We start from the raw sequence: 11,972 nt of genomic DNA on the forward strand, positions 1-11,972 counted from the left end.
CAAAAAAATTGCCATCATCGGTGGTGATGGCAGGCTTATCCCTCAGTTCGCTTCGCTTTCCCGGATCAGCTTTTTGTTGATCTTGCCGACGCTGGTCTTGGGGATTTCGGCGACGAACTTGAACTGCTTGGGGATCGCCCATTTGTTGATGCGGCCGCCGTCAACGAAGGCTTGCAGGTGCGTCTCCAGAATCTTGCGGTCCAGGTATTGGCCCGGCTCGCTGACGACCATGGCCATGGGTCGTTCACCCCATTGCTCATCAACGATGCCCACCACCGCGACGGACATGACGGCCGGGTGTTCGCTGATCAGGCTTTCCAGTTCCAGGGAGCTGATCCACTCGCCGCCGGTTTTGATCACGTCCTTGATGCGGTCCTTGATTTCCACGCCGCCCAGTTTGTCGATGGAGGCCATGTCGCCGGTGTGCAGCCAGCCGTTGTGCCACAGCTCCGCGCCTTTGTCCGGGGCTTTGAGATAGCCCTGGGTCAGCCACGGCGCGCGCACCACGATCTCGCCAAGGGACTCGCCGTCATGGGCCACGTCATTGCCCTCGGCGTCGATGATTTTCAGGTCGACCAGCGGCACCGGCGTGCCGGTCTTGATACGGGTCGGCAGTTGGGCTTCGGCGGATAGCTGGCGGTCTTCGTCGCGCAGGTAGGTCAGGCACAGCAACGGGCAGGTTTCCGACATGCCATAGCCGGCGTGTACCACCATGCCTTTGGCGCTGGCTTCGCTGGCGATGCCGAGGGTCAGCGCACTGCCGCCGAGGAGCATTTTCCAGCCGTCGAAACGGGTCGCCTTGCCTTCCGCACAGTTGAGGATCATCTGCAGGATGGTCGGCACGCAGTGGGAGAAGGTCACCTTCTCTTCGCGGTACAGCTTGACCAGGCTGTTGGGCTCGTAGCGGCCCGGATACACCTGCTTGATGCCCATCAGGGTTGCGACATACGGCACGCCCCACGCATGCACGTGGAACATCGGCGTGATCGGCATGTACACGTCGTCGGAACGCAGCAGCGGCTGGCCCTGATAGACGCCCAGGGTGCCGACAGCATTCAGGGTGTGCAGCACCAGTTGCCGATGGCTGAAGTACACGCCTTTCGGGTCGCCGGTGGTGCCGGTGGTGTAGAACAGCGTCGCTACCGAGTTCTCGTCGAAATCCGGGAAGTCGTATTGGTCCGGGGCCAGGGACAGCAACTGCTCGTACTCACCGAACACCGGCAGCGAGGTCATGGTCGCCTCGTCATCGGTGAGCTGCAGGTAGCCTTTTACGGTTTCCAGCCGCCCGTGGATCTGCTCGACCAGGGGCAGGAAGTCGTCATGCACCAGCACCAGGTCATCTTCGGCGTGGTTCATGGTGAACAGCACCTGCTCCGGCGACAGGCGAATGTTCACCGTGTGCAGCACCGCGCCGATCATCGGCACGGCGAAGAAGCATTCCAGGTAGCGGTGGCTGTCCCAGTCGAGCAGGGCCACGGTATCCCCGGCCTTGACCCCGGCCGCCGTCAGCGCATTGGCCAGTCGGCGGATGCGCTGGTTCAGCGTCTGGTAGCTGTAGCGCAGTTTGTCGGCGTAGACGATTTCCCGGCCCGGCTCGTAGCGCACGCCGGACAGCAGCAATTGCTTGATCAGCAAGGGATAGGCATAAGCGCCGTCGGCGGGCGGGATTATTTTTGTATTCAGCATGGTTGGAGTTCCTTGTCCTTCGATCAGAACTGGTCGGCTTGCAGCTCGTAGAGGCAGTCGCTGCCGGCCTTGGCCGATGCGCTCAACGAGTGGATACGCGGCAGCAAGCGGGCAAAGTAGAAGCGCGCGGTCGCCAGTTTGCTGGTGTAGAAATCGTCCTCGGCATCCCCGCTCATGACGACCTTGGCCATGCGCGCCCACATGTAGGCATACGCGGTGTAGCCGAACACGTGCAGGTACTCGACCGAAGCCGCGCCGATTTCATTCGGGTTGCTCTGGGCCCGATCCAGCAACCACGCAGTCAGCTCGTCGAGGATGTCCACGGCGGCGTTCAATGGCTTGGTGAACTCGCCGAGGTCAGCGCAGGCATTGGCGGTGAAGTTGCGGATTTCCGAAGCGAACAAACGGTAGAGCGCCCCGCCGCTGCCGACGATCTTGCGCCCGGCCAGGTCCAGGGACTGGATGCCATTGGTGCCTTCGTAGATCTGGGTGATGCGCACATCGCGCACCAGTTGCTCCTGGCCCCACTCGCGGATGTAGCCGTGGCCGCCGAAGATCTGCTGGCCGTGGATAGTGGTTTCCAGGCCCATGTCGGTGAGGAACGCCTTGGCCACTGGTGTCAGCAGCGATACCAGTTCCTGCGCGCGCTGGCGTGTTGGCGCGTCTTCGCTGTATTTGGCGATGTCCAGTTGCAGGGCCACGTAGCTGGAGAACGCACGGCCGCCTTCGTTCAAGGCTTTCATGGTCAACAGCATGCGACGCACGTCCGGGTGCACGATGATCGGGTCAGCGGCTTTGTCCTTGTTCTGCGCGCCGGTGGGTGCACGGCTTTGCAGACGGTCACGGGCATATGCGACTGCGTTCTGGTACGAACGCTCACCCTGCGCCAGGCCTTGAATGCCCACGCCCAGACGCTCGTAGTTCATCATGGTGAACATGGCCGCCAGGCCTTTGTTCGGCGCGTCGACGATCCAGCCAGTGGCGCCATCGAAGTTCATCACGCAAGTAGCGGATGCCTTGATGCCCATCTTGTGTTCGATGGAGCCGCAGGACAGCGCGTTGTTTTCGCCCAGCGAACCGTCGGCGTTGACCAGCACTTTGGGTACCAAAAATAGCGAAATGCCCTTCGGCCCCGCCGGTGCATCCGGCAGACGTGCAAGTACCAGATGGATGATGTTCTCGGTCAGGTCGTGGTCGCCGCCGGTGATGAAAATCTTGCTGCCACTGACCTTGTAGCTACCGTCGGCCTGGGGTTCGGCTTTGGTGCGGATCAGCCCCAGGTCGGTGCCGGCGTGGGCTTCGGTCAGGCACATCGAACCGGTCCAGGTGCCGGCGTACATGTTCGGCAGATAGCGTTGCTTGAGCTCTTCGCTGGCGTGAGCCTTGATCGACAGGCAAGCGCCGGCGGTCAGCATCGGGTACAGGCCGAACGACAGGCTGGCCGAGTTGACCATCTCTTCTACCTGCGCCGAAATCGCCTTGGGCATGCCCATGCCACCGTATTGCGGATCACCGCCGACACCGACCCAGCCGCCCTCGGCGAAGGCTTGATACGCCTCGGCAAAACCGTCCGGCGCAGTGACCGAGCCATTGCTCCAGGTGCAGCCCTGTTCGTCGGTGGCGCGGTTCAAGGGTGCGATGACTTCGCCGCTGATCTTGCCGGCCTCTTCGAGGATGGCGGCGGCGGTTTCTTCATCGATCACGTCAGCCAGGCCGGGCAAACTGGCCCAGAGCCGGGACACCTGGAAAACCTCGTTGAGTACGAAGCGCATGTCGCGCAGGGGAGCTTTGTATTCAGACATCTTGGCTTACTCGGAAGTGGTCAGGGCATGGGGCATGCCCGGACGTTCAGTGGATTCAGTGTTCTCGGTTGCGGTAACAGAACCCGGCTGAGGAGCCCGTTCGCGCAGCAGGAAATACGACAGGGCCGGAATCAGGATCAGCGCGCCGAGCATGTTCCACAGGAACATGAAGGTCAGCAGGATGCCCATGTCGGCCTGGAACTTGATCGGCGACCAGACCCAGCACACCACGCCGGCGGCGAGGGTGATGCCCACCAGCCCGACCACCCGGCCGGTAAACGAGACGGCGTTGCGGTAGGCCTGGGACAGCGGCAGGCCCTGGCGCTGGAAGTGCAGTTGCACGCTGAGCAGGTACAGGGCGTAGTCCACGCCGATGCCCACACCTAGGGCGATCACCGGCAGGGTCGCGACTTTCACGCCGATGCCCATGCCCACCATCAAGGCTTCGCAGAGGATCGAGGTCAGCACCAGCGGCAACAGCGCCACCAGCGTGGCCCGCCAGCTGCGGAAGGTGATCAGGCAGAACAGCGTCACCGCCGCGTACACGTACAGCAGCATGGTGTGATTGGCTTCGCGCACCACGATGTTGGTCGCCGCCTCGATACCGGCGCTGCCGGCGGCGAGCAGGAACTGGCGATCGTCGCTGCTGTTTTCTTTGGCGAACTTGTCAGCAATCGCCACCACGGCATCAAGGGTTTCGGCCTTGTGATCCTTGAGGAAAGCGATCACCGGCATCAGCGAGCACTCGGTGTTGAACAGCTCCGGGGAGTTGACCGAGGCTTGCTGCGCGGCGTAGTTGAGCACGTCCTGGTTGCGCTGGATGCTGTTGAGCTTGGGGTTGCCTTCGTAGGTGCCGGCGGTGATCTGGCGTACCGCGTTGACCAGCGAAGCCGTGGCCTGCACGCCTGGATTCTGTTGCAGCTCCCAGGCCAGACGGTCGGCGAGCACCAGGGTCTTGTAGTTCAGGCAGCCTTCCGGCGCGGTCTTGATCATCACCGCGAACAGGTCGCTGGACAGCGCGTAATGCTGGGTGATGTAGGCGTTGTCGCGGTTGTAGCGCGAGTCGGCGCGCAACTCCGGCGCCCCGCTTTCCAGGTCGCCGATCTTCAGGTTGAGGCTGACCACGTAACCGCCAATGCCCATCAATACGGCGACCAAAACGGCGCCCGTAGCCCACTTTGCGGTGGTGAAGCGATCGAGCAGATCCCAGAGTTTGCCGAAGCCTTTATGCTTTTCGGCACGGGTGTCGATTTTCAACGCGCGCTCGGCGGCCTTGGCGCCAACGCCGACATAGGACAGCGCCACCGGCATCAGCAACAGCGAGGTGAAGATCAGCACCGCGACGCCGATGCTGGCGGTGATCGCCAGGTCCTGGATCACCGGAATGTCGATCAGCATCAGCACCGCAAAGCCCACGGCATCGGCCAGCAACGCGGTGACCCCGGCAATGAACAGACGACGGAACGTGTAGCGCGCGGCGATCAGCTTGTGGGTGCCACGGGCGATGTCCTGCATGATGCCGTTCATCTTCTGGGCGGCGTGGGACACGCCGATGGCGAAGATCAAAAACGGCACCAGCACCGAGTATGGATCGATGGCGTAACCGAGCCAGGCGACGATGCCCAGTTGCCAGACCACCGCAATCAGCGAGCAGCCGACCACCAGCAGAGTGCTGCGCACGCAACGGGTATAGGCGTAGATGATGGCCAGCGAAGTAACCACCGCCAGGCCGAAAAACATCATCACCTGGATCAGGCCGTCGATCAGGTCGCCCATGAGTTTGGCGAAGCCGATCACCCGCACCTTGTAATGGCCGGTGCCTTCTACCCCGGATTTACGCGCAGCGCTGTCGCCGGCGTATTCGATCTTGTCGCGCAACTGCTCTTCGAGCATCTGCGAGAAGGCGTGGTAGTTGATGCGCTGGCCACCGGCCGCGGCTTTGTCCAGCAGCGGCACGATCAGCATGGTCGACTTGAAGTCGCTGGCCACCAGGCTGCCGACAATGCCGGCGCGGGAAATGTTCTGGCGCAGCTGTTCGATCTGTTCAGGCTGCCCTGAATAGGTATCGGGCATCACCGGGCCACCCTGGAAACCGTCCTCGGTGACTTCGGTCCAGCGTACCGCCGGGCTCCACAGGGACTTCATCCACGCGCGGTCGACGCCTTCGGTGAGGAACAACTGGTCGTTGACCTGCTTGAGTACGTCGAGGTATTCGGGATCGAAAATATCGCCCTGGGTGTTCTCCACCACCACCCGCACCGAGTTGCCCAGACCGCGCAACGACTGGCGGTTTTCCAGGAAGTTCTGGATGTACGGCTGGCTCTGCGGAATCATTTTTTCGAAGCTGGGGCGCAACTCCAGACGAGTCACCGCCATGTAGCCCAGCACCACCGTGGCCAGCGCCATCAACAGCATGAACAACGGGCGGAAGTTGAACACCAGCCGTTCGAGGAGGTTGCCGGATCGCTGGTCGAAATCACGCACATCGCGGATCACCGGCATGGCGTCTTGTTTGATATTGCCCATGTCTGGGTTCTCGCTCTTAGGGTTCGAGGGCTGGATCGGCGGACAGCGTCCGGGCACCACGGCTGCCCGCCAGCACCAGGGCGCCGTCGGCAGACTGGGTGGCGCCGGCGACCGGAGTCGGTGCCGGTTGCTGCACCAGATGCAGCTGCGCGCCCGTCCCTTGGCTGACCAGCATCTGCCCGCCCTGGGTGAACAAGCGGTAGTTGCCACGGGCATCGATCAGGCCCGCGGTGATGCTGACGTGCAGGCCGGTTTCCAGTGCGCTCCAGCTCTGGCCGCCGTCGGTGCTGCGCAGCACGTTGCCGCGCAGGCCGTAGACCAGCACCTCACCGGGCTTGCCGAGCACGCCGAAGAAGCTGCCTTGATAAGGCGTCGGCACGGCATTGAAGCGTTGGGCGCTGTCGTCCCATTTGAGCAACAGACCCTGCTCGCCGGCGATGTACAACGCGTCGCCGGTGGAGGCGATTGCGTTGAGGTGCAAGCTCTGCGGGTTGTCGGTGCGATCCTGGAACGGGGTCCAGCTCTGGCCGCCGTCTTCGGTGCGCAGGATCAGGTTGAACACGCCGACCACATAGCCGGTTTTGTCGTTGGCGAACCAGACGTCGAGCAGCGGTTTGTCCGCGCCTTGATCCAGTAGTCGTTGGCCTTCCGTAGCCAACTGGGGCCATTGCTCGTTGCCCGGCTCGGCCTTGGCCAGCGCCGAGTAATGCTTGATCAGCAATTCGCCGATCTGGCGACCGTCGAGTTGCTTCTTCCAGGTCGCGCCGGCGTCGCTGCTGTGCAACACCACGCCGTCATTGCCCACCGCCCAGCCCTGGGTGGCGGTCGGAAAATTCACTGCGGTGAGATCGGCACTGACCGGCACGACGGCCTGCTGCCAATGCTTGCCCGCATCATCGGAAAACAGAATATGGCCACGCTGGCCGACGGCAATCACGCGCTCACCGGCGCGGGCCATGCCGGACAACGGGCTGTTGATCGCCAAGGCGCTGACCCTGGCGGGCAGGTCCAGCACGTCGACGTATTCGGCCGCGTGAGTGACGCCCTGCGACAGGCCGAGCACGACGCCCAACGCCAGCCGCAAAATATTATTTTTATACGAACACATGCTGCGTCCTCTTCGGAAAACCGCGTCGAGGCACACTTGCGTGTGCCTGACGTGCAGGTCATGCCGCTGTAGGAGCGAGCTTGCTCGCGATGGTCGTGAACGATTACGCGTGCTGTCTGGATGCCCGCGTCGCCCTCTGGTCCATCGCGAGCAAGCTCGCTCCTACAGTGGATAGTGCGACCGTTTGCTTGCGGTTGGCTTAGCGAATGCCGGCGCCTGCCAGGGATTCCGACGACCACTGCGCCTTGGAGAGCGGCTCGATGTACTTGATGCCGCCGTACGGGCCGACCACACCGTTGATGTTGTACGAACCACCGACCAGGTCGTAGATCATGAAGGGCGTCGAATCCGGCACCTGCTTGTCATAGCTCTGGCTGAGGAAAGCGAAGGAGCCGCGATAGAGCTGACCACGGGCGTCATATTGATCCGAGGCCAGAGCGGTCCAGCTGTCTTCGTCGAGGTAGAAGCGGCGCTTGGCGTAGATGTGACGCGCGCCGGCCTTGAGGTTGCCTTCGACGACCCAGACGCGGTGTTTTTCCCAGCGCACGAAGTCCGGCGCAAGGTGGTTGGCGGTGGTCAGCGACTTCGGATCCTGGACGTAGGTCAGCTTGTAGGTGTTGTAGGGCACGATCATTTCCTGCTTGCCCACCAGCTTCCAGTCATAGCGATCCAGCGCACCGTTGAACACGAATACGTCGTCGTAGGTGCCCGCACCCGCGGTACCAGGGTTAGGCGTGTCGTAGGCCAGGTTCGGTGCCAGTTTCACTCGACGCTGACCCGGCAGGTATTGCCAGGCGCGACGTGGCTGCTGCAGCGGGTTGGCAGCGTCCTTGAGCATCACCGCCTCGCCGGCCCGGCGTGCAGGGCCGGTGTACGACAGCTTCATCTGGTAGTACACATCGGCGCTGCTGATCGGCTGCGAGAGGTTTTCGTAGATCGGGTAGGAGATGTTCGCTTGCCCGGTGGTCGCCAGGCTTGGTACACCGGCGGAGTCGACGTTCCACGAGTCGTACTTGGAGCTGATGCTCACGCCCTGGTAGCGCAACAGGAAGTTCCACATCGCTTCGTTGCCCGATTGTGGAATCGGGAACGGCACGCCCGGCAGGACGTTGTCGATGGCCAGGCCACCTTCGAGGGACTTGGCGCCGCTGGCGTTCTTAACGCCGTTATCCAGAATGGCCTGGGGCAGCGAAACGGTACGGTGCGTCGGGAACACGTCGACATGGAACGTCGGGAAACGCTTGGCCAATTCTACTGTGGTCGCCGTGAGCAGGCCCTTGTATTGGTCGACGTTCTTGCCGTCGATCACCAGCAGCGGTTTTTCGCTGGCAAACGGATCCGGGCGCATGCTGTCACCGGATTTGAAACTGGCCGGCGGCGTAGTCAAGCCACCGTTGTAGGCAGGGATGGAACCATCAGCGTTCCCGGCTTTTTCAGCGCCCACCATGGTCAGGCTAGTGCCTAGCTTGGCAGCTTCCTGGGTTGAAACAGCGGCCTGTGCCTGGGCGGCAAGGACCATGGCCAGCGAAGCAGCCAACACGGTTTGTGCGAATTTCATCTTGTTATTCTCCTGCTTGCATTGAGCAAATCAGTGGTGAATCAAAAGGTTGTTTTCATCGTCAGGTACACGGCGCCACGGTCCTCAGTCGTGGCACCACCTCCGGAGAAGGACGAGTAGCCACCGGCGAAACAGGCGTAGTTTTCGTTGCCGCTGAAGGCGTTCGGGGTAGAGCCGTCACCACCGTTCGGGCCGGTACTCACACCGCTGACGTTGCATTTTTCGGTTTTGCCGAAGGAGTCCACGTACTTCAGGTCGACAAAGTATTTGTTGTACACAACGGCACCGACGCCCACGGCATAGTTGCCGGTGTCCTTGGCCCCGCCACCGGAGACCGGCGACACACCGGCGAGACCCACGTTGACCGACATCGGCGCGTTGAGGTCGACACCGGGGAACACCTGGTACCAGGTCGGTGTGAAGTTGACCGCGATGCCCCAGTTGTCCCGGGTCGGCGCGTCGATGCCGCGATAGCTGTCCTTGCCCTTGTAGAGCGCTTCGTTCTTGCTATCGAGCTTGAGCAGGTTGCTGTAGTACAGCTCGGCAAGCACAGTTGCCTGATCGAACACTGGCGTTTTCGGCAGGGTCATCAGGCCGTTGAGCGTCCAGTGCAAGGTGTCGCCGGTGGCGCTCATGCTGTCGCCGCGGCTCGGGGTGTCGTAGATCACGCCCGTAGCATCCGTACGCGCCGGCAACAGGCCGAGGCCTTTGCCCAGGCCCAGCGGGCTGGTAGTGCTGACAATCGCCGGGATACTGGCCAGCGGCATGTTGTGACGAATGTTCAGGTCCGAACCGACGCTGATCCCGCCCACGTCCTTGGACAGGCTCAGGCCAAAGATCTTGATGTTGTCGGCATACGCCAGTTGATAGGTGGCGGTGTCCAGCGAATTGAGGGTGTTGACCACCGCTGGCACTTGCCCTGCCGGCCGGGTGCCGTTGGGGTTGGCCGAGGTAATGCCCCTGGCATCCAGCCAGGCTTGCGGCAGGATTTCCGAAGTCTCGCGGTAGTAGACGCCGAGGGTGCCATCCAGCCAGGCCGGCGACCACTTGGCCATGATGCCCCAGTCGCCGCTGCTGCCCGGTGTCAGGTCATGACCGCGACGCACGTTGGTCAACGCGTTGCACGGCGCCAGGCCACAACCCAGCGGGCTGCCAGGCACCTTGGCGTTGGTGTTGCCGAGCAGGAACGACTGCGCACCATAGCCGATCAGATCCGAACCACCGTAGTAAGTACCGGCTTCGGGCAGACGCGCGGCGTCCCAATCGAGGAAGTACTGGGCACCCACGGTCAATTCCGGATTGACGGTGAACGTCATCGACAGTTGATTGCGCGGGACGAACAGCTCCTTGGCTTCGGTGCCCGGCGACGCGGCAAGCTTGGCCAGGTCGAGGCCGGACTGGCCGTAGCTGACCGAGTGCACCGGGTTGAGAATGGTCTCGCCCCAAAACACGTTGTGCTGACCGGCCTTGGCGCTGAACATCGACTCCTCGCCCACTTCGGTGCTGTAGAACACGAAGGCATCGAGGATTTCGCCCGAAGGACCGCTGTAGTAGCGCTGGGCATAGTTGCTCAGGTGCGGGCTGCCATTGCCGACGTTGTCATGGGTGACCGCTGCCAGGCGCGGGTCGTTGGCGATCAGGCCCGACGTCGATCCATTGCCGTTGACGAACGGATTGGAGTTGGAACCGGTGTTGTCGTAGGCCTTGTCGTACCAGCTGGCGGCGCTGACGCGAAAGCCCATGGTGTTCTTGTAGACCACATCCATTTCGGTCAACAGGTCGACACGGTTGGTGATGTTGGTGCCGGACTTGCGGAAGTTGTAGTCGCCGTCGTTGTTGTTCGGCGTTCCCAACATGCGCTTGTCAGCGCTTTCGGTGCGCACGCCGTAGTTGTACTTCACGGTGTTATCCAGGCGCGCGGTCCAGTCCGGGTTGCCCAAATCGAGCTCGACCCCATGGGCCGCCGGCGCGATGACGGCCAGAATGGCCGAGGCCAACAAGGTGTAGCGCGCTACGGTGAAACCGTGACTCTTATTGTTGTGCATTGCGTTGTCTCCGCCTTTTTGTATTTGTTTTAAGCGCAGCCGCCCTCACGCAAACATAGATGGGTTTGCGTTTAAGGAATGAGGGCAAATGCCGGTTGGCGTACTGCCAGTCCAGCTCCTTGTACTAGCGGTCCAGCTCCAGGATGAGTGCTTCGGCTTGCTGCCAGTGGCCAAATCCTGCGGCCGGATTGAGGTGGCCGACATCGCCCAGATTGAGCAATTCGGCGCCCCAGCCTTCTGCCATGCGGGTGACCGCAGGCAGCGTGGCAAGGTGATCGTTGGTGCTGCCGGCCACGATGCTGCGGAACGGCAGCGGGCCTTGGGGCAGAGGATTCCAGCCCTGGCTACGCAGGGTTTCGGAAGAAGGATAGTTGGGCGGCCAGACCGCATCGAGGTCCGGTGGCGCGGCCAGCAAAGCGCCCTTGACCGGACGACTGTAATGCGCCGCCCAATGCGCGACCATCAGTACGCCGGCACTGTGGGCCACCAGAATCACGGGGCCGTCGATCTGCTCGAGTTCGTGCTGGATTGCCCGGACACGGGCCATGCAGTCGAGTTTGTCGGTTTCCAGTGGCGGGACGCTGCGCACTTTGCCCAGCCTGGCTTGCAGCAACGTTTGCCAATGTTCGGCCACGTGCTCGCGCAGACCCGGGACGATCAGAACGGTGGCGGCAGTTTGCAATTTGTCCACGTCAACACCTTCGCTTTCTCGATAACTCGACTGGCTGTTTGCGCCAGGGGCTTTTTGTAGGGTCGACATTAAAGAGCGCCCACCCGAAGCGCTTTACATTGGACGTCAGGCACTTTTCTTTTGATGACAAATTGTCGGACATCCGGACAGCTCGACCACTGGTCGAAAAACCCCGCAGGTTGGCGCAGGGTCACTGTAATCAACGGATCAGGGACGATTGCTTCAAACAACACCGTTGATTCGCGACCGGACAACATGAAAACCATCAACGACATGACAACTGTTCAACTGTTGATACGCTGGATATAGTCGCCACGCTCACGCCAATCGCCATCGGCACAGGGAAGCCCCTCGCATGACCAAGCTTGTTCGCGCCGCCGTCTTGACCAACTACCTGGAGGTCACCCAGTACCTGGGTTTCAACCCGCGCGATGTCATGGCAGCCGTCGGTCTGAGCAAAGCCCAATTGCAGGCCCCTGAACACCGCATCCCCATCGATGCCGCCGTACGCCTGCTGGAAGACTCCGCCGCCGCCAGCGGCTGGCAGACCTTCGGC

General features: G+C 62.0%; 8 protein-coding genes. 1 reads left to right on the forward strand and 7 read right to left on the reverse strand.

Features of this window, described 5'->3' with window-relative positions; genetic code table 11:
* Nucleotides 1-42 precede the first annotated feature (42 nt).
* The 7 genes from PMI29_RS27095 to PMI29_RS27065 form a co-directional block, all read right to left on the reverse strand.
* The gene (locus tag PMI29_RS27095) at nucleotides 43-1,686 is read right to left on the reverse strand and encodes a fatty acid--CoA ligase (RefSeq protein WP_007993884.1); all 1,644 of its coding nucleotides are present in this window, start codon (nucleotides 1,684-1,686) and stop codon (nucleotides 43-45) included.
* A gap of 23 nt (nucleotides 1,687-1,709) precedes the next feature.
* A complete protein-coding gene (locus PMI29_RS27090; protein WP_007993886.1) occupies nucleotides 1,710-3,488 on the reverse strand; it encodes an acyl-CoA dehydrogenase C-terminal domain-containing protein in 1,779 nt (592 codons plus the stop codon).
* Between the two features lie 6 nt (nucleotides 3,489-3,494).
* A complete protein-coding gene (locus PMI29_RS27085; RefSeq protein ID WP_007993887.1) occupies nucleotides 3,495-6,014 on the reverse strand; it encodes an efflux RND transporter permease subunit in 2,520 nt (839 codons plus the stop codon).
* A 16-nt stretch (nucleotides 6,015-6,030) separates the two neighbouring features.
* The gene (locus tag PMI29_RS27080) at nucleotides 6,031-7,122 is read right to left on the reverse strand and encodes a WD40/YVTN/BNR-like repeat-containing protein (protein ID WP_007993889.1); all 1,092 of its coding nucleotides are present in this window, start codon (nucleotides 7,120-7,122) and stop codon (nucleotides 6,031-6,033) included.
* A 199-nt stretch (nucleotides 7,123-7,321) separates the two neighbouring features.
* Nucleotides 7,322-8,680: a DUF1329 domain-containing protein gene (locus tag PMI29_RS27075; protein ID WP_007993891.1), complete on the reverse strand. Its 1,359-nt coding sequence runs from the start codon at nucleotides 8,678-8,680 to the stop codon at nucleotides 7,322-7,324.
* A gap of 41 nt (nucleotides 8,681-8,721) precedes the next feature.
* Nucleotides 8,722-10,725, reverse strand: coding sequence for a DUF1302 domain-containing protein (locus PMI29_RS27070; RefSeq protein ID WP_007993893.1), 2,004 nt, complete (start codon nucleotides 10,723-10,725; stop codon nucleotides 8,722-8,724).
* 124 nt (nucleotides 10,726-10,849) lie between these two features.
* The gene (locus PMI29_RS27065) at nucleotides 10,850-11,416 is read right to left on the reverse strand and encodes an RBBP9/YdeN family alpha/beta hydrolase (RefSeq protein ID WP_007993895.1); all 567 of its coding nucleotides are present in this window, start codon (nucleotides 11,414-11,416) and stop codon (nucleotides 10,850-10,852) included.
* Nucleotides 11,417-11,771: 355 nt separating this feature from the next.
* Here PMI29_RS27065 and PMI29_RS27060 point away from each other — a divergent pair.
* A partial coding sequence (locus tag PMI29_RS27060) for an AraC family transcriptional regulator ligand-binding domain-containing protein (RefSeq protein WP_007993896.1) occupies nucleotides 11,772-11,972 on the forward strand: 201 nt, incomplete at its 3' end.

The sequence above is a fragment of the Pseudomonas sp. GM49 genome (assembly GCF_000282355.1).
Taxonomy (GTDB): Bacteria; Pseudomonadota; Gammaproteobacteria; order Pseudomonadales; family Pseudomonadaceae; genus Aquipseudomonas.

What these genes read in the sequence shown, in the direction of transcription:
- PMI29_RS27095 (WP_007993884.1), bottom strand. Translation starts at nt 1,686, where the DNA reads ATGCTGAATACAAAAATAATCCCGCCCGCCGACGGCGCTTATGCCTAT.
- PMI29_RS27090 (WP_007993886.1), bottom strand. Translation starts at nt 3,488, where the DNA reads ATGTCTGAATACAAAGCTCCCCTGCGCGACATGCGCTTCGTACTCAAC.
- PMI29_RS27070 (WP_007993893.1), bottom strand. Translation starts at nt 10,725, where the DNA reads ATGCACAACAATAAGAGTCACGGTTTCACCGTAGCGCGCTACACCTTG.
- PMI29_RS27080 (WP_007993889.1), bottom strand. Translation starts at nt 7,122, where the DNA reads ATGTGTTCGTATAAAAATAATATTTTGCGGCTGGCGTTGGGCGTCGTG.
- PMI29_RS27075 (WP_007993891.1), bottom strand. Translation starts at nt 8,680, where the DNA reads ATGAAATTCGCACAAACCGTGTTGGCTGCTTCGCTGGCCATGGTCCTT.
- PMI29_RS27085 (WP_007993887.1), bottom strand. Translation starts at nt 6,014, where the DNA reads ATGGGCAATATCAAACAAGACGCCATGCCGGTGATCCGCGATGTGCGT.